We start from the raw sequence: 26,029 nt of genomic DNA on the forward strand, positions 1-26,029 counted from the left end.
ATAGGATGCCCGCAACCCCGGGGCAACAGGGCGCGGGCGTGACCCGGGAGACACGAAGTGCCACGTCCGTCGACACCGCTGCTCAGCCGCGAGCGCATCCGGGCGCACGCCCTCGCGCTGGTGGACGGGCACGGCCTCGACGCCCTGTCGATGCGGCGGCTCGCGGCGGGCCTCGGCGTCCAGGCGGCGTCGCTGTACAGCCATTACCGCACGAAGGACGAGTTGCTGCAGGACGTGGCGGACGCGGTCATGTCCGATGTGGACGTATCGGACTTCGACGGCCCGGACTGGCAGACGGGCCTGCGCACCTGGGCCCGCTCCTACCGGGCGGCGATGGCCGCGCACCCCAACCTGGTGCCCGTGCTCGCCGCCGGACCCGCCCGCCGGGAGACGGCGCTGCAGCGCGCCGACGCCGTGCACGGCGGCCTGGTCCGCGCGGGCTGGCCGCCGCGCTACGCCACGCTGATCGGGGCGTCCACCAAGTACCTGGTGCTGGGGGCGGCGATGTCGTCGTTCTCCCGCGGCTTCGAGGACGACGTGCAGGTGTACGTGGACCGCTACCCGCACCTCAACCAGGCTCACCTGCTGCGCGAGAACGCCGACGCGATCGACGCGGAGAGCTTCGAGCTGGCGCTGGAGGCGTTCGTCGCCGGGCTGGTCGCGCTGCGCGCCAGGGTCGCCTGACCCCGCCGGGCCCCGACCTGGGTCAGCGCCACCCCCGCCAGCACCGCCGCCACCCCGGCCCACTGCGCCGCGCCCAGCCGCTCCCCCAGCACCAACGCCGCCAGGACCCCGCCCACGACGACCTCCAGCGCCGCCACCGAACTGGCCGCCGTCGGCGCGAGCCCGCGCTGCGCGACGACCCCGAGCAGCACCGCCAACGCCAGGCCGACCAGCCCCGCGTAGAGGACCAGCGCCCACACCGGCACCCCGTCGACGACGTCGGCGAGCACCGCGACCGGGAACGGCCGCACCACGAGCAGGGCCACCGCCCCGCAGGACGCGCCCCACATCGCGAGCACCAGCGGGTCGTGGTCGCGCAAACCCCGCTCCGCCAACAGGAACCGGCCCGCCATGGTCACCGCGGCGAGGAGCCCGAACAGCACGCCCACCGCGTCCAGCGGCCCCGTTCCCGTGCCGCCGACCAGCGCCACGCCGACCAGCAGCACGCCGGTGCCCGCCCACAGCGCGCCCGGGGCCGGGCTCCCGCGCGCGAACCGGACCCACAGCGCCACCAGCACCGGGGCCAGGTACTCCAGCAGCAGCGCGACCCCGACCGGCAGCCGCCCCAGTGCCACCACGTACACGACCTGGTTCACCGCGATGGTCACCACACCGTAGGCGGCGATCAGCGGCCACTGCGCCCTGGGCACCCGCAACCGCCGCCGCAGCGCCACAGCGGCGATCGACAGCGCCAGCGCGCCCAGCACGACCCGGGCCTGGATGACGTTGACCGGCGACAGCGCGGTCGATCCCAGCATCTTCAGGGCGGGCGCGGCGCTGCCCATCGCCACAGCGCCCAGCACGCCTGCCAGCAGGGCGGAAGTCGGTTTCGGCACGGTGAGAACGCTAGCCAGGTCACGCGCAACGCGATTGAGAGTTCACCGCCCGCGGCGCAACAATGTCGCGTGCCCAGACCCGAGCTCGACGACCTCGACCACGCCCTCCTCGGCCTGTTGCAGCGCGACAGCGCGCGCACGCTCGCGGCGCTCGGCGACCAGGTGGGCCTGTCCCCCAGCGCCGTGCAGCGGCGGATCGAGCGCTTCCGCGAGACCGGACTCGTCGACCGGACGGTCGCCGTGCTCGACGCCAAGCGGGCCGGGGCGCTGCTGGCGGTGTGCCTGGCGACGCTGGACCGGGAGTCGCGCGCGGAGCACGAGCGGTTCCGCGCGCACGTGCTGGCCAGTCCGCACGTGCAGCAGCTCTACAACGTCACCGGCGACTGGGACTACGTCGTGGTGCTGGCGACGACCGGCGTCGAGGAGCACCGCGTGGTGGCCGACGCGGTCCTCAAGGACGCGCCCAACCTGCGCCGCTACTCGACGATGCTCGTGCTCGACCCGGTGCGCGCCACCCTGGACCTGCCCACCCGGCCCGCGCCGTGACGCTTGCGCTGGATGAGCCAGTCGATCGCCTCGTCGATCTGCACGCCGTTCGGGCCCGCGGCGAACCGGCAGTCGGGGTACCGCTCGATCATCCGCGACAGCAGCTCGACGCCGAACCCCTTGCCCTGCCACGGGATCAGGACGCGCAGGCAGACGAGTTCGACGCGGGCGGCGTCGGCGTCGTGGTGGAACGAGGCGGTGGCCACCTTGTCGGTGCCGCGCCACAGGTCGAGGTGGGTGGCGCTGTCGCCGGGCACGAGGTCGACCCGGCACGACGGGTGCGGGTGCGGCAGTTCGGACCGCACGTCGGAGGCGAGGTCCTGCAGCAGGGAAGGCATGATCAGCCCACCCCCGCGCCGTGCAGGGTGACCCAGCGCTGCATGGCGTACTCGACCATGGTGATCAGGGATTGCTTGACGCTGGCCCGGTCGCGGGCGTCACAGGGGATGATGGGCACCTCCGGGGAGACGACGAGGGCGTCGCGGACCTCTTCGATGTCGTGCTTGAGGACGCCGTCGAAGCAGTTGAGGCCGATGACGTAGGGCAGTTCGCGCTCCTCGAAGAAGTCGATCGGGGAGAACGAGTCGGCCAGGCGGCGGGTGTCGGCCAGGACCACCGCGCCGATGGCGCCGCGGACCAGGTCGTCCCACATGAACCAGAACCGCTGCTGGCCGGGCGTGCCGAACAGGTACAGGATCAGGTCCGAGTCGAGTGAGACGCGGCCGAAGTCCATCGCGACCGTGGTGGTCGACTTGTCCGGGGTCGCCGAGGTGTCGTCGATGTCGCTGGAGGCCGAGGTCATCACGGCCTCGGTGGTCAGCGGGACGATCTCCGACACCGCGCCGACGAAGGTGGTCTTGCCCGCGCCGAACCCGCCCGCCACGACGATCTTGACCGAGGTGAGCGCCGGGGCTTCCGCGTCGTCATAGCCGACGGAGTCCACTGAGTACCCTTTCCATCAACACCAGGTGGGCGCGGTTGGCGCCCCCGGTCGCTGTCTTGTGCACGGTGATCAGGCCCAGTTGGGCCATGTCGCCCAGCAGGACCTTGGCGACCCCGAGCGGGGCGCCCATCAGGGTGGCGACCTCGGCCACCGACCTCGGCTGGTGGCACAGCGCGCCGATCGCCCGGTGCTCGGACTCGGCGAACGCGGCCGCGTCGGCGGCGCGCGCGCTGGTGGACACCATCGTCTCCAGCCGCAGCTCGAACGTGGAGCGGGTGCGGCCCCTGGTCCAGGCGTAGGGGCGGACGATCGAGGTGACCTCGTCGGCGATCACCCCGTCCGCCGCCGCGGCGTCGGAGAGGTCGGTGGCGGGCCACTGCGGCTCGGTGCGGCGCAGGACGCCGTCCTCGGCCACCGGGGCGGGCGGTGGCGGCGCGGGCACCTCGGCGGCCCGGTGGCGTTCGCGGCCTGCCATCGACAGGCCGTTGACCACGTCGGCGAACGTCGGCTCGTGGGGCTGCTCGGTCATCGGGCGCTCACGCGGGCTGCCGGACCATCCGCGCGGACCCGCCGCGCAGCGCCGCCCGAAGCTCGGGGGTCAGGATCTGGCCGACCCGGTCGACCAGCAGCGTCATCTCGTAGGCCACCTGGCCGATGTCGCAGGTCGGGGCGGCCAGCACGGCCAGGCAGGAGCCGTCGCTGATGGCCATCAGGAGCATGATGCCGCGCTCCATCTCGACCACGGTCTCCTTGACCGACCCGGCCTCGAAGCAGCGGGCCGCGCCCTGGGTCAGGCTGATCACCCCGGAGGCGACCGCGGCGAGCTGGTCGGCGCGGTCGACGGGCAGCCGCGCCGACGAGGTCAGCAGCAACCCGTCCGCGGAGACCACCACGGCGTGCGCGACGCCGACGATGCGGTCGGCGAAGTCGTTGACCAGCCATCCGAACTGGCTCGGCTTGGGCTGCGTGGTCGTCATCGTGCTCCATTCCTCACTGCTGGTGGCTGAGCTGGTCGGTGCGGTTCGGCGCTCACGGGCCGGCGCCCTCCTGGTGCTCGGGCCCGCGCCGGGCGAGGCTGTCGCGGCCCCGGCCGATGCCGCGCTGCAGGCTGCCCAGTCGCGAGCGCAGCGCCTCGGCGTCGCGCTCCATGACCGGGCCGCGGTGCGCGGTCGGGGCGGGCTTGTCGAGGCTGCCCGGCAGCAGCCGCTCCCGGGGGGTGCGCTGGGGCAGACCGTCCTGGCCGGGGGGTTCGCCGACGAACCCGAACCGCGCGCCGCGCAGGTCCAGGCCCCGCTCGGGGGTCGTCGGCTGATCCTGCGCGGGGTCGCTCTGCTGCGCGCCGCGGGCCCGGTGCACGCCGCGCTGGTAGCTGCTGAGCCTGCGGCGCAGCTCGGCGGCGTCGCGGGAGCCGAACGGGGCCCACTGCGGCAGTGGCCGGGCCTCGGGCTTGGGCTCGGGCCTGGCCTGGCCGTTGACCGAGCCGGGCACCAGGTTGCGCCGGGGGGTCCGGCGCGGCAGGCCGGTGTCGGTGAAGTCCTCGGGGGTGGTGTCGGCGACGGCCCGCGCGGCGCTGAACCCGTGGTCGGCGGCGAAGTCCCAGGCCTCGGGGACCTGGCTCGGCGCCTGGGTGGCGGGGTCGTCGGTGACCGTCCGGAACCAGGCGGAGACCATCTCGTCGAAGATCGGCGTGGTCTCGTGCATCGCGTCGGGCGGCGGCGCGCTCGCGCCGAGGCTGTCGTCGGACGGGGTGTCCCACCACCCGGTCTGCTCGGCGGGGCTGAACAGGTCCGGGGCCGCGGCGCGCGGCTCGGGCCGTTCGCGGCGGGGCAGCGGGACTTGGTCCTCGTCCGGTGCTGGCCGGGGCGCCGCCGGGGCCGCGGGGGCCGCCTTGCCCTGGTCGGGGGTGCGCGGCTGCGGCACCGAGTGGGGGAGTTGGGCCCCGTCGCCACCGGTGGGGCGGGTGTCGCGGGGTGTGCGGCGGGGCAGGCCGCCGTCGGTGGTGGGGCGGCCGTTGACGGCGGAGCCGTTGGTGCCGTTGGGCTTGTGCGACCCGTTGACCGACCCGTTCACCGCGCCGCGGCCGTTGACGGCCGTGCCGTTGGTGCCGTTGGTGCCGCTGCCGTTGACCCCGGCGCCGTTCACACCCGAGCCGTTGACGGCGTGCGGGGCGCGCTTGCCCTCGGCCGCGGGGGGCGGCGAGGCGGGCTTGGGCGGGACGGCGGGCAGGCCGATGACGTTGGCGGTCACCAGCTCCGGCGGGATCACCACGGTGGCCCGGGTGCCGGACTGGTTGCCCGCCCGCAGCGCCACCCGCACCCCGTGCCGGGCGGCCAGCCTGCCGACCACGAACAGGCCCATGCGGCGGGCGGTGGAGGCGTCGACGGTGCCCGCGTCGGCGAGGCGGTGGTTGGCCTCGGCCAACTCGTCGTCGCGCATGCCGATGCCGCGGTCGACGACCTCGATGCGCACCGCGCCGTCCTCGGTGTGCTGGCCCGCCACGGTCACCTGGGTGGTCGGGGCGGAGAACGCGGCGGCGTTGTCCAGCAGCTCGGCGACCAGGCGGATCAGGTCGCCCACGGCGTAGCCGACGACCAGGGCCGAGGGCGGCGACTGGATGACCACCCGTTGGTACTGCTCGATCTCGGAGACCGCGGCGCGCAGCAGGTCGGCCAGCGGCGCGGGCTGCTGGGCGCGGCGGGCGGGCTCGCTGCCGGAGAGCACCATCAGGTTCTCGTTGTTGCGGCGCATCCGGGTCGCGAGGTGGTCGAGCTGGAACAGGGTGGAGAGCTGGTCGGCGTCCTCCTCGTCGCGCTCGAGCCGTTCGAGCAGGTGCAGTTGGCGCTGGACCAGGCCCTGGCTGCGGCGCGACAGGTTGACGAAGACGTTGCCGTAGTTGGCCCGCAGCGCGGCCTGCTCGCCCGCCAGCCGCAGCGCCTGCTCGTGCACGGCGTCGAAGGCGCGGGCGACCTGCCCGACCTCGTCGGCCGACGGCACGGCGATCGGGTCGACCTTGGCGGTGACCTCGCCGCCGTCGCGGATGCGGGCCACCGCGGCGGGCAGCCGGGTGCGGGCGATGTCCAGCGCGCCGCGGCGCAGCTCGGCCAGCGACCGCAGGAGCTGGCGGCCCATCAGGAAGATGACCGCGGCGGCGAGCACGAGCGCGAGGATCAGCACGACCGAGGCGAGCCCGGCGGCGTCGCCCGCGTCGTCCTGCAGCGCGTCGGAGCGGGCCTTGATCCGCTCGCCCAGGGTGGCCGCCGCCGCGCTGAGGCGGGCGGAGGTCTGGTCGGAGGCGAGGTCCCAGTCCACGGCGGGCAGCGGCAGCGGCACGTCGACCGCGGCGGGCGCGGCGGCGTCGCCGAGGACCCGGGTGAGCAGCGCGGACCGGTCGCGGACGACCGGCACGGACACCTGCCGCTCGAACTCGGCGCGCTCGGCCTCGGTGGCCACCGCGCGGAAGCCGGAGTTGTGGTCGTCCAGGCGGGCCTGCGAGGAGCGCAGCGCGGTCAGCTCGGCGCTGTTGAGCCCGCCGCGGGCGATGCCGACGGCGACCAGCGCCCACTGGAACCGCACCTCCTCCTGGGCCGCGTCGAGCTGGGCCAGGGCGGCGGCGGTGCCGGAGAGCTCGCGGTCGGTGATCTCCTCGGCGACGGCGCGGTCGAAGTCGAGCAGCACGCCGATGATGCCGGTGAACTGGGCCAGCGCGGTGGCCGCGTCGACCGCGCCGCCGGAGACCGAGCGGCGCAGCACGTCGAGCCGCTGCAGGGCGGTCCGGGCGTCGGCGGCGCGGGCGGCGGTGACCGGGGAGCCGAACTCGGCGGCGGCCACGGCGGCCCGCAGTTGCTCGCGGGCGTAGTCGGCGCTGCGCCGCTCGGTGGCGGTGGCCTCGTCGATGGCGGCGCCGCCGGTGAGCGCGACCGCGGACTTGGTCCGCTCGCGCTGCACCCAGCCGAGCAGGCCGCGCAGCGAGTCGGTGACCTCGACGACCCGGTCCACCTGGCGGTAGCCGTCGGCGCGGTTGACCTGGTCGGTGATCCGCAGGGCGCCGAGCACGACGGCGAACAGCACCGGGACGGCGATGACGGCGGTCAGCTTGACCGGGATGGACCAGTCCCGCCAGGCGGTCAGGGATCGCCACCGTGACCTGCCCGACCGCCCGCCGGCTTCCCCACCGGCGGCGGCGCGGCGCCCGTCGGCCACGTCGTTGTCGTCCCGGCCCGCCCCCGCCCGGCCGGTGGACGTGGGAGAGGACCTGGTGCGGGGGACGGTCGCGGTCATGCGCGTCCTCCCGCGACGGACCGCCTTCGCCGTCGGAGCAACACCTTCACCGCGCCGCTCTCCTTCCACGGTTGGAACCTGGACAGCACAGGGCACCTGCAGGGCATTTCCCGGGGACTCCCGGGAACGGCTCGTCGTCCGCCACCCTTCACGGACATCGGCGTTCACCGGGGGAACTTGAGGGCCAACCGTACCCCAATCAAGCGATCTGGCCCCGCTTCTGATGAAACCATTGCTGACCAGCCACGACACCCTTTTTCCGCGCCTTGGAACGGTGCGCCTGCCCGTTCTTGCGAGCGATTTGGTCACTCTCCGGAGATCAATCGACCTTGAGTCGCTCGATCGGGTGGGACGTCTCCTGGTATGACCCAAGACCTCACCCGTACCGGTGACAGGCCCGCTGAGCTGCCCTCTTCGGTCCGGCCGAATCGACGAAGGGTTGTTCCGGCGCGCCAAACGACAAACCGGCCCGGGAGGGCGGCTTGCGATCGGCAACTTCCGCTCGGCATCCTGATTGCACAGTTCACTATTACGTGTGACAGTTCGTCGATCTCGAACCAATATCGCCCTGATCTCGTTCTCCGGACTGCCGACGCGCATTAGACCGTTCTCGCGGCGGGTGGTTAACATGGCCCGGGCCATTCGCCCCGACGCCCTTTCCGCCACCACCGGCGCGGCGTCCATTCCCCGCCTCCCCCTCGCCTAGGAGGAATGTATGACCGCCCCAGCCGCACGGGCGACCGCGCCCGCGGGCGACCGGCCAGCCGCCTTCGGCGGCGTGGACCGCGTCCCCGCCCCGACCGCCCCGCCCGACTTCGCCGCGCTGCACGCGAGCCCGGAGTTCACCGCTCTGCGCGCGCGGTTCCGCCGCTTCACCTTCCCGGCCACCGGCTTGTTCCTGAGCTGGTACCTCACCTACGTGCTGCTCGCCGCCTACGCCCCCGGCCTGCTGGCGATCCGGGTCAGCGGCGCGGTGACCCTCGGCCTGCTGCTGGGCCTGGGCCAGTTCGCCAGCACGATCGCGCTCACCCTCGTCTACACCCGCTGGGCGCGGCGGTCGCTGGACCCCGCCGCCGCCGCGATCCGGCAGTCGGCGGGTGAGCGCGGGTGATCACCGCCCAGGCGCAGGCCGGGGTGGGCGACCCCGCGCTCAACACCGCCGTGTTCGCCGCGTTCGTGCTCATCACGCTGTACGTGGTCTACCGGTTCAACAGCGGGGGCACGACCGCCGACGACTACTACGCGGCAGGGGGGCGGTTCACCGGTGTGCAGAACGGGTTCGCCCTCTCCGGCGACTTCCTGTCCGCCGCGTCCTTCCTCGGCGTCGCGGGCGCCATCGCGATCACCGGCTACGACGGCTTCCTGTACTCGATCGGCTTCCTGGTCGCCTGGCTGGTGAACCTGCTGCTGGTCGCCGAGCTGGTCCGCAACACCGGCCGGTTCACCATGGGCGACGTGCTGGCCTACCGGATGCGCCAGCGCCCGGTGCGCGCGGCCGCGGCGACCTCGACGCTGGTGATCTCGCTGTTCTACATGCTGGCGCAGATGGCGGGCGCGGGCGCGGTCGTGGCCCTGCTGCTCGACGTGCACGGTGCGGTCGGGCAGGCGGTGGTCATCACCGTCGTCGGCCTGATCATGATCTGCTACGTGCTCGTCGGCGGGATGAAGGGCACCACCTGGGTGCAGATTATCAAGGCCGGGCTGCTGCTGCTCACCGTGGTGCTGATGACGGTGTTCCTGCTGGGCAAGTTCGGGTTCAGCCCGAGCTCGCTGCTGGAGCAGGCCGCGGCGAACAACACCAACGGCGAGCGGGTCCTCGGCCCCGGGGTGCAGTACGGGCAGTCGCCGACGGCCACGCTGGACTTCGTGTCGCTGTCGCTGGCGCTGATCCTGGGCGCGGCCGGGCTGCCGCACGTGCTGATGCGCTTCTACACCGTGCCCGACGCCCGCGAGGCGCGGCGGTCGGTGGTCTGGGCGGTGGGCGCGATGAGCGTGTTCTACCTGGGCACGCTGGTCATCGGCTACGGCGCGTCGGCGCTGGTCGGCTCCGAGCGCATCCTGGCCGCCACCGGCCGGGAGAACTCGGCGGTGCCGCTGCTGGCCTTCGAGGTCGGCGGCACCGTGCTGATGGGGGTGGTGGCGGCGGTCGCGTTCGCGACGATCCTGGCCGTGGTGGCCGGGTTGACGATCACCGCGTCGGCGTCGTTCGCCCACGACGTGTACGCCAACATCCTGCGCAGGGGCACGCCGGAGCCGGGCGCCGAGGTCCGCGTCGCCCGGTTGACCGCGGTGGTGATCGGGCTGCTGGCGATCGTCGGCGGCATCCTGGCCAACGGGCAGAACGTGGCGTTCCTGGTGGCGCTGGCGTTCGCCTTCGCCGCGTCGGCCAACCTGTCGACGCTGCTGTACTCGTTGTTCTGGAAGCGGTTCACCACCACCGGGACGCTGTGGGCGATGTACGGCGGGCTGGGGTCGTGCCTGCTGCTGGTGTCGCTGTCGCCGGTGGTCTCCGGGGCGCCGACCTCGATCCTGTCCGATGTGGACTTCGCGGTGTTCCCGCTGTCGAACCCCGGCATCGTCTCGATCCCGGTGTCGTTCCTGTGCGGCTACCTGGGCACGGTGTTGGGCAAGGACGAGGCGGACCCCGAGCGGCAGAAGGAGATGGAGGTCCGGGCGCTCACGGGGCTGGGGCGCCAGGCCTCGCCGCGGGCGCGCTGAGCCCGCGCTGCCGCAGCAGCGGCAGCGTGGCCAGCACCAGCAGCGGGGGCAGCACCGCGAACCCCACGACGATGGCGGTCGACGCCGACCCGGGCTGCGCGGCCGGGTCGGCGCCCGCCGCGTAGCCGCCGATCCCCAGCACGAGGCCGAACAGGCCGGGCCCCAGCGCCAGGCCGAGCGTGTCGCCCGCGGTCCACACCCCGGCGAACAGCCCGGCCCGGGTCTGGCCCGCCTTGGCCTCCTCGTCGGCGATCAGGTCGGCGAGCAGGGTCAGCGGGAACACCTGCAGCCCCGCGTAGGCGACACCGCCGAGGGCGACCAGGCCGATCAGGACCGGGGTGGGCGGGCCGAAGGCGATCCCGCCGAACGCGGCGGCGAACAGCACCGTCGCCACCGACCACGACCGCTGCACGCCCCACCGCGCCGCGACCCTGCGCAGCACCGGCATGACCACCAGCGCGGGCCCCACGAACGCCGCGAACAGCAGCGTCTGCGCCCCCGGCTCGCCCAGCACGACCCTGGCCAGGTAGTCCACCCCGGCCAGCAGGGTGCCGATCGCCGTGGACTGGATGACGAACGCGGTCAGCAGCACCCGGAACCGGCGGGCCTGGCGCAGCAGCGCCACCAGCTCCCGACCCCGCACGCCGGTCTCCTGCGGCTTGGCCCTGGGCGCGTGCTTGGTGCCCCACATCACCCCCGCGGTGCCCACCACGATGACCAGACCCACGCCGACGCCCATGCCGAGGTAGCCGAACTCGTCGCGGACGAGCGGGGCGCCCGCGCCGCAGACCAGGATGCCCAGGGCGAGCACCGCGATCCGCCAGGCGGTCAGCCGGGTCCGGTCCTCCTGGGTGGTGGCCAGCTCCGGCGGCAGCGCGTTGTAGGGCACCTGGAAGAAGGCGAACGCGGTCGCGCACAGGACGAACACGACGGCCACGTAGGCCCCGTCGAGCCAGGGCGAGCCGAACAGCGGCGGCAGGAACAGCAGCGCGAACAGCACCGCGAGCGAGAGGCCGCCGCGCAGCAGGAACGGGCGGCGTGGTCCGTCCGGGTGCCGCGACGCGTCGCTGACGCGCCCCGCGACCGGGTTGAACACGACGTCCCAGGCCTTGGGCAGCAGCACCAGCACCCCGGCGACGGCGGCGGGGATCGCCAGCGAGTCGGTCAGGTAGGGCAGCAGCAGGAGGCCGGGAACCGTCCCGAAGGCGGCGGTGGCCAGCGAACCGAGCGAGTACCCGGCGCGGACCCGCGCGGACGGGGGCGGGAGGGCCGTCATGATCACCGATGGTACGACTCGCGCCCGGGGTGGCGACGGCCACGGCACCCCCGCACGGGGGTCACTCGGTATTACAGTGCACGCCGTGTTCCCCCCCACGGAGGCAGCAGCGACCGCCGATCAGCGGTTGCGCGCGTTCCTCGACGACAACGCGCCCACCACGCCGTGCCTGGTGGTGGACCTGGCGACCGTCCGGGAGAACTTCCGGTCGCTGCGCGCTGAACTGCCCGGCGCGGACGTCCTGTACGCGGTGAAGGCCAACCCCGCCCCCGAGGTGGTGGCCGCGCTGGTCGCCGAGGGCAGCGGGTTCGACGTGGCCAGCACCGGCGAGGTCGAGCTCTGCCTGGCGCAGGGCGCGGACCCCTCGTCGCTGTCCTACGGGAACCCGATCAAGAAGGCGTCGGACATCGCGCGCGCGCACGCGGCGGGTGTGCGGCGGTTCACCTTCGACTCCGACGGGGACCTGGAGAACCTGGCCGAGCACGCGCCGGGGGCGCGGGTGGCGTGCCGGTTCCTGGTCGACGCCCCGGCGTCGGGCACCCCGTTCGGCGCGAAGTTCGGCTGCGCGCCGGAGATGGCGGCGCGGCTGCTGCGGCGCGCGGCGGGCCTGGGGCTGTCGGTCGACGGCGCGGCCTTCCACGTGGGCTCTCAGCACACCGACCCGGCCGCGTGGGTGGCGGGCATCCGGCAGGCCGCCGAGCTGGGCGTGCCGATGCGGGCGCTGAACATCGGCGGCGGCTTCCCCACCGGCTACCGCGATCCCGCTCCCCCGCTGTCCGAGCACGCGGCCGCGATCCGCGGCGCGCTCGCCGAGCACTTCCCGACCCCGCCCGCGCTGGTGGTCGAGCCGGGGCGTGCGGTGGTGGCGACCGCGGGCGTCATCCGGACCGAGGTGGTGCTGGTGTCGCGCAAGTCCGACGCCGACGAGCACCGCTGGGTCTACCTCGACGTCGGCCGGTACTCCGGCCTGGCCGAGACGGAGAACGAGTACATCGCCTACCGGCTGCGCACCGCGCACCCCGGCGGCGGCGACGGCCCGGTGGTCATCGCGGGCCCGACCTGCGACGGCGACGACGTCGTCTACCAGCGCACGCCGTACCGGTTGCCGCTCGCCCTGCGGGCGGGCGATCTCGTTGACATCCTGGACGCCGGTGCGTACACCGCGAGCTACTCGTCGGTGTCGTTCAACGGGTTCCCGCCCCTGCCGACGCTGGTCGTCGGCTGACCAACACCCCTAGTTGGAGGTCACATGTCCTACGACGGCGCGCCCGCTGCGGGCGTCGGCCAGTTCGCGGGCAGGCACGTGCTCGCCGAGTTCGGCGGTATCGATCCGTCGCTCCTGGACGACCTCGGCTTCCTGCGCACCACGCTCGAGGGTGCGCTCACAGCCGCAGGCGCCACCATCTGCGACGTGGTGTCCAAGCGCTTCGAGCCGCAGGGTGTGACCGTGCTCGCCCTGCTGTCGGAGTCGCACGCCTCCATCCACACCTACCCGGAGATCGGCGCGATGTTCCTCGACATCTTCACCTGCGGCGACACCGCGGACCCGGAGCTGGCGGCCACGGTGCTGCGCGACCGCCTCGGCGCGGCGCACGCGCGCGTCAACACCGTCCACAGGGGACACCGGATGGAGTCGGCGGCGTGATCAACGAGCCACTGGGCCCCGGCCTGTCCCGCGCCTGGGACGTCGAGTCGACCACCGTCGACACCCGGACACCGTTCCAGCACCTGGTGATCGCGCGGACCGCGCAGGGCGTGTCCCTGTTCTGCGACGACGACCGGCAGAGCACCGAGTTCTCCCAGCTCACCTACCACGAGGCCCTGATGGTCCCGGCGTTCCTGCTGGTCCCCTCGGTGACCCGGGTGCTGGTCATCGGCTCCTCGGAGGGCGTCGCGTCGGAGATGTCGGTCACCGCGGGCGCCCGCGTCGTCGACCACGTCGACATCGACCAGCAGGCCGTCGAACTGTGCGCCGAGCACCTGCCCTACGGCTACACCGCGGCCGCCCTCGCCGACGCGGTTCGGGGCGAGGGCCCGATCCGCGTCCACTACGCCGACGGCCACCGGTTCGTCGAGGACGCGACCGACACCTACGACATCGTCGTGGTCGACCTCCCCGACGAGCGCCCGGAGTTCGCCCAGCACAACCGCCTCTATGAGGCGGAGTTCCTGGGCGAGTGCAAGGCGCTGCTGTCCCCCGGGGGTGTCGTGGTGTGCCAGGCGGGCTGCCAGACCATGTGGCGCAACGAGACCCTCGTCCGGTCCTGGCAGCGCTTCAACTCGGTCTTCCCGGAGACGGTCTACTACGGCTCCGACGAGCACGAGTGGGCGTTCCTGTTCGGCCTCGCCGACGCCCTGCCGGACTCGCTGGCCACGATGACCGCGCGGCTGGAGACCCTGCCGTACCGGCCGGAGACCATCGACGCGTTGGCGCTGCGCGGCAACACCATCCCGCCGTACCGGGTGCGCAACCCGGGCTGAGCCGACACGCGCGGGCCCTGGGGGTGGTTCCCCTGGGCCCGCGCGTGTCCGGTGTCAGATCTTCTCGCCCGCGCGGACCTTGGTGGTGACCTTGCGCTCGACGACGAAGGAGACGAAGGGGACCATGCCCGCGAGCAGGACGCCGAGGGTGGACTTGACCGACCAGCGGGCCTTGAGGGCGAGGTCGAAGGCGAAGACCAGGTAGACGGCGTAGACGAAGCCGTGCGCCGGGCCGACGACGGCCATCGGGGCGGCGTTGTCGAAGGCGTACTTGACGACCATGGCCGCGACGAGGGCGAGCAGGCCGATGCCGACGATGTAGGCCAGGACGCGGTAGCGGGCGAGGGCGCCGCGCACCCCCTTGACGCCGACGGCCTGGGCCGGGTGTTCCTCGTCGGTCATGCTCATCGGGGCTCCTGGGCGTTGAGTCGGGCGAGGTAGCGGTTGTACTCCGCGAGCTCGGGGTCTTCGTCGTCGGTCACCGGCGGCACGGCGGCGAGCACCGGGGCGGGCCCGGGTGCGGGGCGGTCCGGCGTGGCGACGGCCTGGTCCTGCTGCCGCTCCTGCTCGCGCAGCTTGCGCATGCGCCAGAACATGTACCCCGGCGCTATCCCGAACAGCGGCCACTGCAGCACGTACCCGAGGTTCTGGAACGTGCCGTTGGCCGACTCGAACCGCTGCCACTGCCACCAGGCCAGACCGCAGCACGCGACCAGCGACAACGCGCTGACGAGGATGACGAGGAGCTTGCGGGGCACACGCCGATGCTAACCCGGGGCCGCTGAGGGCCGGTCAGCCCCCGGCGGCGGCGCGGGCGTAGCCGTCGGCCAGGCCGAAGACCTTCTGGCCGTACTCGACGGAGTTGTTGTAGGAGAACACCGCCGCCCACCAGCCCGCCGGGGCGCCCAGGTCGCGCCCGCCCGCGCACAGGTAGCGGCCCGCGGCGAGGGCGGCGTCGTCGAGCTGCTGGGGGTCGCCGCGGCCGTCACCGTCGGCGTCGGCGGCCCACCTGCGCCAGGTCGAGGGGATGAACTGCATCGGGCCGACCGCCCGGTCCACGGTCGGGTCGCCGTCGAACTCGCCGCCGTCGGTGTCGCCGATCGCCCTGACCCCGGCCGAGCCGTCCAGGGGCACGCCGATGATCGGGATGGACGGGCGCCCGTCCGCGCCGAGGACCGCGCCCGCGTACCGGCCGTGGTCGGACTCGATCCGGCCGATCCCGGCCAGCGTCGCCCAGGACAGGCGGCAGCCGGGGGTGGTGGAGCGCACGACCAGCTCGGCGTTGCCGTAGGCCATCAGCGCCCTGGCGGGCACGCCGGTGCGGCCCGCGAGCCGGCCCGCCCACGCGCGCAGCGGATCGGCGCCCTGGGCCGCGGCCTGCGGCTGGGGCGCGGGCCGCGGGTCGGCGGCCTGGGCCGGGGCGAGCGAGTTCGGCTCGACGTCGGCGGCCTGGACCCGCGCGGCGGGGACCTCGGGCGCGGGCGGGCCCGCGGCGGGGGTGATCGCCCACCGGACGCCGACGACCGCACCCGCCGCGACGGCGAGCGCGACCACGACGACGGCCAGCCGGGCGGGCAGCCCGGTCGGCCGGAGCGATCCGGTCACCCGGGACAGGCGGCTCGACCGGGGCGGCGGGCGCCGCCCCGGTTCCCGCGCCACCGACGAGGTCGGGGTTCGTGTGTCCGCCACCTGCTCCAGCCCTGGGTCCGCTCCGGTCCCGGGCGCGCGGCTCGCGCGTCCGGGACTGACAGCATCAACGACCCCGCCACCCCGGCGTTACGCGGGTCGGCCCGTCCCCGCGGCAGGGAGTGCTCCAAATGGTGAAACATTCCCCGACCGGGGGCGTGGCCTGGCGGCGGGGACCGGGTGGGGCTTGCGGCCCCGGACCCGGCTCGTCGCGGGCGGGTGTCGGCGGGCTGGGCGCCGACGAGCACCGGGTGGCAGGCGGCCGTTGCCCCGGGGGGACCTGCGCTGTCGGGTGGCGTGTCGCCGTTGCCCCGACGGGTGGGTCTCCGGGTGGCCGTGCCGTTGCCCCGGTTTGCCGCGGCCCGGGTGGCTGGTGGCCGTTGCCCCGGACGTGGGCAAGATCAGGCGGTGCTGGTCGAGCGGCGCCGTGCGCTGGGGGGGTGGCTGGTCAGGCGGCTCCGTCTCGGCGCTGGCGCTGGAGTCGGGCGACGCACCAGGCGGGGGCGCTGCCCCTGCGGAGGTGGTCGAGGACGGTCAGTGGACCGAGCCGGCGCGCGAGGTCGGACGGGGCCAGCCCCGCCGCGCGGTAGTCCAGTGCGCGCTGGTCGAGCGGGCTCAGCCCCGCGTCCCACCACTCCTCGGCCTCCGCCACGCCACCGACCATCTGCCACCAGCTCGCGGCGGCGGCCAGCAGCTCCTCGGGCACCTCGGGGAGGCGCTCGCGCATGGCGGTGAGGTAGCGGGGGTCCGCGGTCTCCACCGACGCCCACCGGGCGTCCTTGCCGCCCCGCTGGCCGGGGATGCCCGGCAGGGGCCGCGCGGTGGTGGTGGGCGCGTCGGCCAGCCACTCGGAGGCGATGCGGCTCGCCTCCACCGCCTCCGCGTCCTGTGCTCGCTCTGCGGTCCACTGTCGGACCAGGGCATCGACCCCGGGATCGTCGAGCATTCTGCCTCCTGGAGGTCTCATGATCACTCGATGGCTGAAACCGTAGGGCCAGGGACCGACAGATCGCCAGACCCCAGGCCGACCCATTTCCCGGATTGGGTCGGTTGACCGCCAGATCCACCCGGACGGTCCAGTGTGGATCTCCAGAATCGGTAAGATCATCACAGAAAGTGATCGTCGGCGGCGGCGGACCACTTCGGCCGGACACCCGCGACCGGAAACCCTTACCAGCCAGTAGTCCTACCCGACGGTAGAACCGACGGGTAGGACACGTGGAGGTAACACGCCGTCACCCATTAGGGGCGGTGGCGAGATCCACGGGCCTAGGCGAACACGTTCTTGAGGAACGTGATGATCGCCTCGGCGCCGTCCCGCAGCCACCCGAGGATGCCCTGCACCATCCCGGCGGCCTGGCCCGGCTGGGTGATCACGTAGAACAGCGCCAGCGCGACGAACACGACGATCATGACCTTCTTGACGTTCATCGGGCTCTCCGTCCGCTCCGCCCCGGGCCCCGCCCGGGACCCCGCCCCATGATCCACCACAGGGGTGGCCGATGGGGCCTCAACCACCAGATTGGCGGCACCCAGGGTGAGGATCACCGCCGGAAACCGCCGCGGGTCACTCTACGGGCGTAGCCGGTCGGTCACGCGCGGGGATATGCCGTGGTGCCCTCAAGTCCGGTGAACGACCACTCACCAATCCCGGAAACGGTGTCACCTTCGGGTAGGTGTCTGGAAAATGACACCACGGACTGTCCGGGTCTTATAAAAATGACAGCGGACCGGAACGGGAGGGATCTCCCCCGGTCCCGGCCTGGAGACGGGCCCGCCGCGCGGACCCAGCAGGCCCGCGCGAGAGCACACCTGGGGCTGTGAGGACGCCACAAGCGTCCTCACAGCCATCCCTCTAGGCGATGACGCCCCCGGCGCGCAGGCGCGCGATCTCCGCCTCCTCCAGCCCGAGCCCGGCCAGCACCTCGGCGGTGTCCGAGCGGGCCGCGCTCGGCGGCGTGGGCGCGGCCGGGGTCGACCGGCTGAACTTCGGCGCGGGCGCGGGCTGCGGCGCGCCGTCGACCTCGACGAACGTCCCGCGCGCCACGTTGTGCGGGTGCGCAAGCGCCTCCCCGGGGCTGAGCACCGGGCTCAGGCAGGCGTCGGTGCCCTCGGCCAGCGCCGCCCACTCGTCGCGCGTCCGAGTGCGCAGCGTCTCGGCGAGGCGGGCCCGCAGCCCCGGCCAGTTCGCCGGGTCGGTGTGCGCGGGCACGGTGGCCGGGTCCCAGCCCAGGACGCCGACCAGCGCCGCCCAGAACCGGGCCTCGATCGCGCCGACGGCGACGTGCCTGCCGTCGGCGGCCTCGTAGGTGTCGTAGAACGGCGCGCCGCCGTCGAGCAGGTTCTCGCCCCGCCCGTTGGGCCACATCCCGATGTTGCGCAGGCCGTGCAGGTGCGTGGTGAGCAGCGCCGCACCGTCGACCATCGAGGTGTCGACGACCTGGCCGCGGCCGGAGGTCTGCCGCTCGACGAGCGCGGCGAGCACGCCCATCGCCAGGACCAGCCCGCCGCCGCCGAAGTCGCCGAGCAGGTTGACCGGCGGCACCGGCTTGCCGCCGGGCAGCCCGATCGGGTCCAGCGCGCCCGCGATGGCGATGTAGTTGATGTCGTGGCCCGCGGTGGGCGCCAGCGGCCCGTCCTGGCCCCAGCCGGTGATCCGGCCGTAGACCAGGCGCGGGTTGCGCTCGAGCAGCGCGTCCGGGCCCAGCCCCATGCGCTCGGCGACGCCGGGCCGGAAACCCTCGACGAGCACGTCGGCCCCGTCCACCAGCCGCAGCACCAGGTCCAGCCCCTCGGGGGACTTGACGTCGACGCCGATCCACCTGCGGGAGCGGGTCAGCGGGTCGTTCGGGAACGAGATCACGTCCGCGCCCGGCCGCGCCCGGTCGACCCGGACGACCTCGGCGCCCAGGTCGGCCAGGACGGTGCAGGCGAACGGCGCGGGCGCGAGCCCGGCCAGCTCGACGACCTTGATCCCGGTGAGCGGTCCTGCCATCGTTCCTCGTTCCCTTCCGCGCCCCGCTGGTCCACCCCCCGTCACAGCGAGCGGGAGATGATTTCCTTCATGATCTCGTTGGTGCCGCCGTAGATGCGCTGCACCCGCAGGTCGGTGTACATGCGGGCGATCGGGTACTCGTTCATGTACCCGTAGCCGCCGTGCAGTTGCAGGCACTCGTCGACGGCCTTCATGGCGCGGTCGCTGGTGTAGTACTTGAGCATCGCCACGGTGGGGATGTCGAGCTGGCCCTTGAGGTGCTTGTCGATGCAGTGGTCGAGGAAGACCCGGCAGACCCTGGCCTCGGTGGCCACCTCGGCGAGGGTGAACTTGGTGTTCTGGAAGGCGAAGACCGGGCGGCCGAAGGCCTGGCGCTCCTTGGTGTAGCGCAGGGTCTCGGCCAGGGCCAGCTCCAAGCAGACCACCGAGGACACGCCGATGATCAGGCGCTCCTGCGGGAGCTGCTGCATGAGCTGGACGAAGCCCTGCCCCTCCTCGGGGCCGAGCAGGTTGTCGACCGGGACGCGCACGTCGTCGAAGAACAGCTCGGCGGTGTCCTGGGCCTTGAGGCCGATCTTGTCCAGCACGCGGCCGCGGCGGAAGCCCTCGCGCGCGGTCTCGACGCCGATCAGCGAGATGCCCTTGGCGCCCTCGTCCGCGGCGGTCTTGGCCACGACGATGACGAAGTCGGCCTGCGCGCCGTTGGTGATGAAGGTCTTGGCGCCGTTGACGACGTACTCGTCGCCGTCGCGGCGCGCCTTGGTCTTGATGTTCTGCAGGTCCGAGCCGGTGCCGGGCTCGGTCATCGCGATGGCGCCGACCCACTCGCCGGAGGCCAGCTTGGGCAGCCAGGCGCGCTTCTGCTCCTCGGTGCCGTAGGCCAGGACGTAGTGGGCGACGATGCCGTTGTGCAGGGACACGCCCCAGCCGCTGTCGCCGGAGCGGGCCTGCTCCTCGATCAGCACGGTCTCGTGGGCGAAGCTGCCGCCGCCGCCGCCGTACTCCTCGGGGATCGACAGGCACAGCAGGCCGACCCCGCCCGCCTTGGTCCACAGCTCCCGGTCGACGTGCTTCTGCTCGATCCAGCGCTCGACGTTGGGGGTCAGCTCCTTCTCGCAGAAGGAGCGGGCCAGGTCCCGGAACGCGTCCAGGTCCTCGTCCATCCAGGGGGAGCGCTCGGTCACGACAGGCCTCCAGCGGGTCTGAGCAGCGGTTTCGACAGAAACAATCACACGTGCATGTAAGTTCTCCCATGAAGGTACATGCGACCCGGACGGCAAGTAAAGTGACCTCGACACCGGCCCCCGGAGGTGGACCCGCCCGTGCCGACCGCCCGCACGCACCGCACCCAGGCACAGCGCCGCGAGCAGACCCGCGAGGCGCTGCTCGAGGCGACGATCGCCTGCCTGGTGGAGCTCGGGTACGCGCGCACCACGGTGCAGGAGATCGCCGCCCGCGCCGGGGTCTCGCGCGGCGCCCAGCAGCACCACTTCACGACCAAGGCCGAGCTGATGACCGCCGCGCTGGAGCACCTGTTCGGCAGGCTGATCCGCGAGGTCACCACGGCCGCTGACAGCGGCCCCGACGCCGCGCTGCCCGCCGGGCGCGAGCGGGTGGCCAGGGGCATCGACCTGCTGTGGCAGGCCTACTCGGGGACGCTGTCGACCGCGGCGGTGGAGCTGTGGGTGGCCGCGCGGACCGATCCGGAGCTGCGGGCGTCGCTGCGGCCGGTGGACCGCCAGCTCGGCCACGCGACGCTGGAGCTCTACCGGCGGGCGGTGGGCGGGGAGCTGCCGGAGGCCGAGGTGGAGACCCTGATGCTGCTCAGCGTGAACCTGGTCCGCGGCCTGGCGCTGGACGCGATGATGGGCGGCGACCCCGACCGCAGGACGCGACTGCTCGACGAGTGGAAGGCGCGCGTCCTGGAGAGCGTGGGCCGCTGACCGCCCGGCGGGGCGGACCAGCGGCCGACCCGGCCCTCGCTCGGGTCGGCCGCCGCACACAGTGAAGAGGCGGCCACGGTCGGATCATGACGTTCGCTTTCGCTAAGACCTGGCGTGCCGGGCCATCCGCCCACCGCGGCTCGTGGCCGCGGAGGTCCACTCCGTGGCCGTTCCCACGGCGGGCGAGCGGGTCGCGACCGGCGTGCGCGCGCCGACCGGGCGCTGTCGCATGTGGACGGATCAGCAGCGGTCGCCCGTCGACTCCGACCGCGGGCGCGCGGACCACTCCCGGGCAAGAGCCTCAAGCGCTCCGGGGCGGCAGCGGCACCGGCAGCGCCGCCAGGCCGTCGAGGCTGGTGGGGACGTGCGGCTTGCCCGCGCAGTAGGCGGCGAACTCCTCGTCGGTCTTGCGGCCGAAGTACTCGGCGTGCAGAGTCCGCTCCTCCCGGTAGTCCATGAAGGGCACCGCGAACCCGCAGGTGTCGCTGATCCGCGTCGCGGTGACCACGACCACCGCCCGGATCGCGGGCGCGCCCCCGTCGGGGAACAGCGCGATCAGGTCGGCCCACCTCGGGTCGTCGCGAAACACCGGCTCTCCCCTGCCGTGCACGCGCACGATGGACGGCGGGCCGTCGAAGGCGCACCACATCAGGGTGATCCGCCCGTTCTCCCGCAGGTGCGCGATCGTCTCCGCGCCACTGCCGCCGAAGTCCAGATAGGCCACTGTCCGCTCGTCGAGCACCCGCAACGACCCGGACCGCCCCTTGGGGGAGAGGTTCACGTGGCCGTCGCCGGACAGCGGCGCGGTGGCCGCGAAGAACACCGGCTGCCGGTCGATGAACTCCCGCAGCCGACCGTCGATGCGGTCGAAGGTTTTCCCCATGCGGGGATTCTGCGCCCGCCCCCGGCCGCACGACAGCGGATTTCCGTCACAGACCTCAACCGCGCGGGGGGCGATCTGACTCGGGGTAAGTTCCCCCTGTCGCTCGTACCTACCGCGAAGTAACATGGGCCCACTGTCGAGCAGAGGGAGCGTTCATGTCCGTCGCCGCGTCCGCCACCACCATCGGCGCCGTCCCCGGCGCCCCGTCGTCGGCCAGGGCGGCCGAGTTGGTCGGGCGGTCGGTCCCCGGCGCCGAGCCGACCACCGTCGAGATGGCCGCCCCGTTCACCGGCGAGCCGATCACCACGCTGCCGCAGATCGCCGACCAGGACGTGCGCGAGGCCTTCGCCCGCGCCCGCAAGGCGCAGGCGGAGTGGGCGGCGACCCCGGTCGAGGAGCGGGCCAAGGTCTTCCTGCGGCTGCACGACCTGCTGCTGGCCCACCAGGACGAGGCCCTGGACATCATGCAGGTGGAGACCGGCAAGTCCCGGATGGACGCCTACGACGAGATCGCGGTGACCGCGATGGCCGCGGCCTACTACGGCCGCAAGGCGCCCAAGCTGCTCGCGCCCAAGCGCAAGGCGGGCGCGCTGCCGGTGCTGACCCGCACCACCGAGGTCCGCCACCCCAAGGGCGTCATCTCGATGATCTCGCCGTGGAACTACCCGCTGGCGCTGACCGGACTCGACGCCATCCCGGCGCTGGCCGCGGGCAACGCGCTGGTGCAGAAGCCGGACAACCAGACCGCGCTGAGCGCGCTGTGGATCCAGGAGCTGGCGGAGAAGGCCGGGCTGCCCGCCGAGGTGTGGCAGATCGTGCTCGGCCGCGGCTCCAAGATCGGCAAGGCGCTGATGGAGGAGGGCGACTACCTCGCCTTCACCGGCTCCACCGACACCGGCAAGAGCCTCGCCGCGCAGGCCGCCGCCCTGCTGACCAGCTACTCCATGGAGCTCGGCGGCAAGAACCCGATGATCATCCTGCCGGACGCCGACGTGGACAAGACCGCCGCGGGCGCGGTCACCGCGTGCTTCTCCTCGGCCGGGCAGCTCTGCGTGTCGGTCGAGCGGATCTACGTGCACGAGAGCATCCGCGCCCGGTTCACCCAGGCGTTCGTCAACCGCACCAAGGCGATGAAGCTGGGCTCGACCCTGGGCTACAGCGTCGACATGGGGTCGCTGACCTCCACCGAGCAGCTCGAGACCATCGCCAAGCACGTCGAGGACGCCAGGACCAAGGGCGCGACGGTGCTCGCGGGCGGCAAGGCCCGCCCCGACCTGGGACCGATGTTCTACGAGCCCACCGTCCTCACCGACGTGCGCGAGGGCATGGAGCTGTTCAAGGAGGAGACGTTCGGCCCGGTCGTGTCCATCTACGGCTACACCGACGTCGACGAGGCCATCGCCCGCGCCAACGACACCCGCTACGGCCTCAACGCCAGCGTGTGGACCCGCGACACCCGCGAGGGCGAGCGCGTCGCGACCCTCATCCACGCGGGCACGGTAAACGTCAACGACGGCTTCGGCGCGGCGTTCGCCTCCGTGGACGCCCCGATGGGCGGCATGGGCGAGTCCGGCGTCGGCCGCCGCAACGGCGCGGAGGGCCTGCTCAAGTACACCGAGGCGCAGACCATCGCCACCCAGCAGCTCATCCCGCTGCGGCCGGGCAAGGCCATCCCGAACCGGGCCTGGACCGCGGGCCTGACCGTGGGCCTGCGCGCGATCAAGCGCCTGCCCAGGTAACACCGGGGCAGTCCTGGCGGATCTTCCCCGGAAGAGCACGCACGACCCACTGGGGAGAGCACGACAGTGAAGGCAAGGAAGGCGCTGGCGGCCGCCGCACTCGTGGCGGCCGCCGCGGCAGGCTGCACCACCGCACAGGGCGACACCGCCCCCGCCCCGTCCACCAGCGCGGCGCCGAGCACACCGGCCAAGCCGGAGCTCAGTCGCGAGGCGTACCAGGAGCTGCTCGACGCCGCCGAGGCGGCGCTCATGCCCGCCGCGGGCGCGTTGTCGTGGGCAGGCACGTCGGCCGCCTACAAGGAAGCCGCCGGGAAGCTGCACAAGGCGCTCGGCGAGCAGCGGGACGCCCTGGCCGGGCAGACCCCGCCCGCGGCGGTCGCGACCGCGCACACCGCCCTGCTGCGCGGGCTGCGGGCTGCGCAGCGCGCGGCGAAGACCGTGCGGCTGCCGGGCCCCCAGCGCAACGCCTGCGGCGCGGTCGACGCGCTGCCCAGGCAGACCGCCCGCCGGTTCCCGGACCGGCTGCTGGACGAGAGCAGGCTCGTGCGCCGCGTCGAGGCGATCCAGGCCGGGGGCTACATGTTCGGCGCGTTCGTCACCGTGCTGGCCGCCCCGCGCGCGGCCGAGGCCGAGATGCCCTCCGGCGCAGCCGTGGTGCCGCTCGGCGCCAAGGGCGCGGGCACGCTGGAGTTCACCAACAAGCTGCGCCACGACGCCGTGGCCTACCTGGTCTCGAGTGGCGACACCGCGAAACCCCTCGCGGCTGTGTACGTCCGCAAGGACGAGACGGCGACGGTCCCCGGGATCGGCGGGTCCTACGAGATCTACGTCAAGGCGGGGTCCGACTGGGACTCGGGCGCCTCGGCGTTCACCCGGGACTGCTACTTCGCGCGGTTCAACGAGGCGATGGGGGCCGACAAGGTCACCACGGCGACCATCTTGGCCACCGACACCCCCCAGGAGAACGGTCCCGTCGAGATCCCCCCGTTCTGAGCGGGCCGACCGGGCATCCGGCCCCGGGGCCAGGCGCATGGCCACCGGGGTCGGCGGGTGGGGTGGTCCGGGGGAACGGGGCCACGGCCGCGACCGTGGCCCCGCCCGTCGACTGTCGAGCCGGGACCGGGGTGCTGTCGATCACCCCGGTCGGGCCGCGCGCGGCCCGCCTCAGCGGGTCCTGAGCACGCCGCCCTTCACCTCGTTGAGGAACTCGGCCCACTCGACGTCCGCGAACGCCAGGTGCCCGGACTCGGTGTTCTTCGAGTCCCGCACCGCTGCGCCGCTCCTGCTGACCACGAGCTCCACGCAGTCGTTACCTCCACCGCTGTGGCTGCTCTTGCGCCAGACGGCGCCTGCCAGGTCAGAAACGGTCACGCCCCACTCCTCTCGTCGTCGATCAACCGCGGGCCAGCCGCTCAGCCGCCCGTGCGACCATGTCGGCGGTGTCATCGGGTCTCAACGCCGCCGCGCGCAGATGGTCGAAAATCAGGGCGTACCGGTGGACGTCGGACGGCTCTTCTAGGTAGACGCCCGACATGGAGTTCTCGACGTAGACGACGTCCGGGTCCGCCTGCTCCGGGAAGCCCAGGATCAGGAAGGGGGATTCCATGCCCGCGTGCGCCCCGGCCCCGAAGGGGACCACCTGCAGCGTCACGTGCGGCATGGCCGTCGCCTCGACGAGCCGGGTCAGCTGCGCGTGCATGACCTCGGGTCCACCGGTCGCCCGGTGCAGCACGGCCTCGTCGAGGACCGCCCAGTACTCGGGCGGCTGAGGGTCGGTGAGCAGGCGTTGGCGCTCGAGCCTGCCCTTGACCCTCTTCTCGATCTCGGCCTCCTCGACACCCGGGCGCGAGGCCCGGATGACGGCTCTGGCGTAGTCCTCGGTCTGCAGCAGTCCGGGGATCAACAGCGCCTGGTGGGTGTGCAGGGACGTCGCCTCCGCCTCCAGGCCGACGAAGGAGCCGGTGAAGACCTCGTTGTAGGCGTGCCACCACCCCCGCTGGCGGGCCTCCCTGGCCAACTGCACCAAGGCCTCGCGCCGGTCCTCCTCGATGCCGTAGAGCTCGAGCATGTCCCGCACGTCGCGCGGGGTGACCCCCACCGTGCCGGTCTCGATCCGGCTGATCTTCGACGCGGAGCACTCCAGCTTCTCGCCCACCTCGTCGATCGTCAGCGCGGCGGCCTCGCGGAAACGGCGCAGCTCGCTGGCGAGCCTGCGACGGCGCACCGTCGGGCTGTGGCCTCGCACCAAAGTCGTCCACCTCGTCTCTGCCCGCACAACGACACGACGCGGCCCAGGTTCCCGCGTCGCGCTTCGCGGGTCAGTGTCAGTGCTGATCACGCGGAAACACAAGAGATCTTCCACCACACTGGGGACTGAAAGCGTGGAGGGCTAACTGTGACTGGCTGGATCATCACCCGATCGGGTAATGCAACTTGCAGAATGTCGTTGGCAAGTCGCAAGCTGCACATACCGGCGATGGCGCTGGACCCGCTGTGCCGGATTGCTCGCCGCGGCACAAAGGTCATCGGCAGGTCACCGCCGGAACTTGAGCACGGGAAACGAACACCGACACGGAATTCGAACGCGATCCGGCCGAGCGCGGGACGGAAGGTGGAGCGGGCGGTGACGAGGTCTCTCTTCGGACACATGGAGGCTTCCCTGCGGGGATACCTGACCGAGATCGATTCCCGGGCCAGCGCGGGCCACGGGGCCGCCGAACTGGCCCGCGTGGAGATCCCCAGGGTCGTCGCCGCCCTGCGCGCGCTGCTCGACGACCACCAACCCGACCCCGACGGCCGCTGCCCCAGTTGCCGCACCCGCTGGTTCACCCGGGCCCCCTCTCCCTGCCGCGCCTACCTGACGACCCACCTGTGCCTGCTGGCGGCCGAGGATGAGGTCGAGGACTTCACCACCGCCACCACCGCCTACCCCCGCCACCTGGCCAACCCCAGCCCGGCCTGACCCCGGTCCCCGAGGCGCGC

The 26,029-nt window shown here is 73.2% G+C and carries 28 protein-coding genes; 11 read left to right on the forward strand and 17 right to left on the reverse strand.

Annotation, left to right across the window (positions count from 1 at the left end; all coding sequences use genetic code 11):
- Positions 1-57: 57 nt before the first annotated feature.
- Complete coding sequence (locus GCL84_RS25945) at positions 58-684, forward strand: TetR/AcrR family transcriptional regulator (RefSeq protein WP_156758184.1); 627 nt, start codon at positions 58-60, stop codon at positions 682-684.
- Here the strand turns inward: GCL84_RS25945 and GCL84_RS25950 are convergent.
- Positions 579-1,559: an EamA family transporter gene (locus GCL84_RS25950; protein WP_156758185.1), complete on the reverse strand. Its 981-nt coding sequence runs from the start codon at positions 1,557-1,559 to the stop codon at positions 579-581. The two genes, GCL84_RS25945 and GCL84_RS25950, sit on opposite strands and share 106 nt — an antisense overlap.
- Positions 1,560-1,628: 69 nt before the next feature.
- On the opposite strand from GCL84_RS25950, the gene GCL84_RS25955 reads away from it, so the two are divergent.
- A complete protein-coding gene (locus tag GCL84_RS25955) occupies positions 1,629-2,105 on the forward strand; it encodes an Lrp/AsnC family transcriptional regulator (RefSeq protein ID WP_156758186.1) in 477 nt (158 codons plus the stop codon).
- Here the strand turns inward: GCL84_RS25955 and GCL84_RS25960 are convergent.
- From GCL84_RS25960 to GCL84_RS25980, 5 genes are read right to left on the reverse strand one after another with little or no spacing between them, the layout of a single operon-like run.
- Positions 2,036-2,443 carry a hypothetical protein gene (locus GCL84_RS25960; RefSeq protein ID WP_156758187.1) on the reverse strand — a complete coding sequence of 136 codons (408 nt, stop codon included), beginning with the start codon at positions 2,441-2,443 and terminating at the stop codon, positions 2,036-2,038. The two genes, GCL84_RS25955 and GCL84_RS25960, sit on opposite strands and share 70 nt — an antisense overlap.
- Positions 2,444-2,445: 2 nt before the next feature.
- Positions 2,446-3,048: a GTP-binding protein gene (locus tag GCL84_RS25965; RefSeq protein ID WP_156758188.1), complete on the reverse strand. Its 603-nt coding sequence runs from the start codon at positions 3,046-3,048 to the stop codon at positions 2,446-2,448.
- Positions 3,029-3,577 carry a DUF742 domain-containing protein gene (locus GCL84_RS25970; protein WP_235926728.1) on the reverse strand — a complete coding sequence of 183 codons (549 nt, stop codon included), beginning with the start codon at positions 3,575-3,577 and terminating at the stop codon, positions 3,029-3,031. Before GCL84_RS25970 ends, GCL84_RS25965 begins: the two co-directional genes overlap by 20 nt.
- Before the next feature lie 7 nt (positions 3,578-3,584).
- Entirely contained in the window at positions 3,585-4,025 is a 441-nt protein-coding gene (locus GCL84_RS25975; RefSeq protein WP_156758189.1) for a roadblock/LC7 domain-containing protein, read from the reverse strand.
- 52 nt (positions 4,026-4,077) lie between these two features.
- Positions 4,078-7,326 carry a nitrate- and nitrite sensing domain-containing protein gene (locus tag GCL84_RS25980; protein ID WP_156758190.1) on the reverse strand — a complete coding sequence of 1,083 codons (3,249 nt, stop codon included), beginning with the start codon at positions 7,324-7,326 and terminating at the stop codon, positions 4,078-4,080.
- 715 nt (positions 7,327-8,041) lie between these two features.
- Here GCL84_RS25980 and GCL84_RS25985 point away from each other — a divergent pair.
- Positions 8,042-8,437 (forward strand): DUF485 domain-containing protein, encoded by a 396-nt coding sequence (locus GCL84_RS25985; RefSeq protein ID WP_156758191.1) that lies wholly within the window; start codon positions 8,042-8,044, stop codon positions 8,435-8,437.
- Positions 8,437-10,044, forward strand: coding sequence for a solute symporter family protein (locus tag GCL84_RS25990; protein WP_156758216.1), 1,608 nt, complete (start codon positions 8,437-8,439; stop codon positions 10,042-10,044). Before GCL84_RS25985 ends, GCL84_RS25990 begins: the two co-directional genes overlap by 1 nt.
- On the opposite strand, the gene GCL84_RS25995 is transcribed toward GCL84_RS25990, so the two are convergent.
- Positions 10,004-11,320, reverse strand: a complete 1,317-nt coding sequence (locus GCL84_RS25995) for an MFS transporter (protein ID WP_156758192.1) — start codon at positions 11,318-11,320, stop codon at positions 10,004-10,006. The genes GCL84_RS25990 and GCL84_RS25995 overlap by 41 nt on opposite strands.
- 85 nt (positions 11,321-11,405) lie before the next feature.
- Between GCL84_RS25995 and GCL84_RS26000 the strand changes: the two genes are divergently transcribed.
- The 3 genes from GCL84_RS26000 to GCL84_RS26010 are packed head-to-tail and all read left to right on the forward strand — an operon-like array spanning position 11,406 to position 13,801.
- Positions 11,406-12,545 (forward strand): type III PLP-dependent enzyme, encoded by a 1,140-nt coding sequence (locus GCL84_RS26000; RefSeq protein ID WP_328618792.1) that lies wholly within the window; start codon positions 11,406-11,408, stop codon positions 12,543-12,545.
- A gap of 24 nt (positions 12,546-12,569) precedes the next feature.
- A complete protein-coding gene (gene speD, locus GCL84_RS26005) occupies positions 12,570-12,965 on the forward strand; it encodes an adenosylmethionine decarboxylase (RefSeq protein WP_156758194.1) in 396 nt (131 codons plus the stop codon).
- On the forward strand, positions 12,962-13,801 hold the full coding sequence (locus tag GCL84_RS26010; protein ID WP_156758195.1) for a spermidine synthase: 840 nt from the start codon (positions 12,962-12,964) through the stop codon (positions 13,799-13,801). The genes speD and GCL84_RS26010 overlap by 4 nt, the downstream gene beginning before the upstream one ends.
- A 54-nt stretch (positions 13,802-13,855) precedes the next feature.
- On the opposite strand, the gene GCL84_RS26015 is transcribed toward GCL84_RS26010, so the two are convergent.
- From GCL84_RS26015 to GCL84_RS26040, 7 genes are all read right to left on the reverse strand, one after another.
- Positions 13,856-14,203 (reverse strand): DUF3817 domain-containing protein, encoded by a 348-nt coding sequence (locus GCL84_RS26015; protein ID WP_407924435.1) that lies wholly within the window; start codon positions 14,201-14,203, stop codon positions 13,856-13,858.
- A gap of 2 nt (positions 14,204-14,205) precedes the next feature.
- Complete coding sequence (locus tag GCL84_RS26020; RefSeq protein ID WP_197523511.1) at positions 14,206-14,559, reverse strand: hypothetical protein; 354 nt, start codon at positions 14,557-14,559, stop codon at positions 14,206-14,208.
- Positions 14,560-14,593: 34 nt separating this feature from the next.
- Positions 14,594-15,406: a lytic transglycosylase domain-containing protein gene (locus tag GCL84_RS26025; protein ID WP_407924434.1), complete on the reverse strand. Its 813-nt coding sequence runs from the start codon at positions 15,404-15,406 to the stop codon at positions 14,594-14,596.
- Positions 15,407-15,935: 529 nt separating this feature from the next.
- Complete coding sequence (locus GCL84_RS26030) at positions 15,936-16,433, reverse strand: helix-turn-helix transcriptional regulator (protein ID WP_156758197.1); 498 nt, start codon at positions 16,431-16,433, stop codon at positions 15,936-15,938.
- A 323-nt stretch (positions 16,434-16,756) separates the two neighbouring features.
- Complete coding sequence (locus GCL84_RS29525) at positions 16,757-16,918, reverse strand: hypothetical protein (RefSeq protein WP_197523512.1); 162 nt, start codon at positions 16,916-16,918, stop codon at positions 16,757-16,759.
- Between the two features lie 424 nt (positions 16,919-17,342).
- The gene (locus GCL84_RS26035; RefSeq protein ID WP_156758198.1) at positions 17,343-18,482 is read right to left on the reverse strand and encodes a CaiB/BaiF CoA transferase family protein; all 1,140 of its coding nucleotides are present in this window, start codon (positions 18,480-18,482) and stop codon (positions 17,343-17,345) included.
- A 41-nt stretch (positions 18,483-18,523) separates the two neighbouring features.
- On the reverse strand, positions 18,524-19,645 hold the full coding sequence (locus GCL84_RS26040; RefSeq protein ID WP_197523515.1) for an acyl-CoA dehydrogenase family protein: 1,122 nt from the start codon (positions 19,643-19,645) through the stop codon (positions 18,524-18,526).
- 159 nt (positions 19,646-19,804) lie between these two features.
- On the opposite strand from GCL84_RS26040, the gene GCL84_RS26045 reads away from it, so the two are divergent.
- Positions 19,805-20,425, forward strand: a complete 621-nt coding sequence (locus GCL84_RS26045; protein WP_156758200.1) for a TetR/AcrR family transcriptional regulator — start codon at positions 19,805-19,807, stop codon at positions 20,423-20,425.
- 301 nt (positions 20,426-20,726) lie between these two features.
- On the opposite strand, the gene GCL84_RS26050 is transcribed toward GCL84_RS26045, so the two are convergent.
- Positions 20,727-21,308, reverse strand: coding sequence for a pyridoxamine 5'-phosphate oxidase family protein (locus GCL84_RS26050; protein WP_156758201.1), 582 nt, complete (start codon positions 21,306-21,308; stop codon positions 20,727-20,729).
- Positions 21,309-21,463: 155 nt separating this feature from the next.
- Between GCL84_RS26050 and GCL84_RS26055 the strand changes: the two genes are divergently transcribed.
- Positions 21,464-23,047, forward strand: coding sequence for a succinic semialdehyde dehydrogenase (locus GCL84_RS26055; RefSeq protein WP_156758202.1), 1,584 nt, complete (start codon positions 21,464-21,466; stop codon positions 23,045-23,047).
- A 66-nt stretch (positions 23,048-23,113) separates the two neighbouring features.
- The gene (locus GCL84_RS26060) at positions 23,114-24,040 is read left to right on the forward strand and encodes a hypothetical protein (RefSeq protein ID WP_156758203.1); all 927 of its coding nucleotides are present in this window, start codon (positions 23,114-23,116) and stop codon (positions 24,038-24,040) included.
- Positions 24,041-24,211: 171 nt separating this feature from the next.
- On the opposite strand, the gene GCL84_RS26065 is transcribed toward GCL84_RS26060, so the two are convergent.
- Both GCL84_RS26065 and GCL84_RS26070 read right to left on the reverse strand, forming a co-directional pair.
- A complete protein-coding gene (locus GCL84_RS26065; RefSeq protein WP_235926730.1) occupies positions 24,212-24,418 on the reverse strand; it encodes a DUF397 domain-containing protein in 207 nt (68 codons plus the stop codon).
- A gap of 22 nt (positions 24,419-24,440) precedes the next feature.
- On the reverse strand, positions 24,441-25,295 hold the full coding sequence (locus tag GCL84_RS26070) for a helix-turn-helix domain-containing protein (RefSeq protein ID WP_156758205.1): 855 nt from the start codon (positions 25,293-25,295) through the stop codon (positions 24,441-24,443).
- A gap of 399 nt (positions 25,296-25,694) precedes the next feature.
- Here GCL84_RS26070 and GCL84_RS26075 point away from each other — a divergent pair, with 399 nt between their 5' ends.
- A complete protein-coding gene (locus GCL84_RS26075; RefSeq protein WP_197523513.1) occupies positions 25,695-26,009 on the forward strand; it encodes a hypothetical protein in 315 nt (104 codons plus the stop codon).
- The last annotated feature ends 20 nt before the right edge of the window (positions 26,010-26,029 follow it).

The sequence above is a fragment of the Actinokineospora pegani genome, from assembly GCF_009745975.1.
GTDB lineage: Bacteria > Actinomycetota > Actinomycetes > Mycobacteriales > Pseudonocardiaceae > Actinokineospora > Actinokineospora pegani.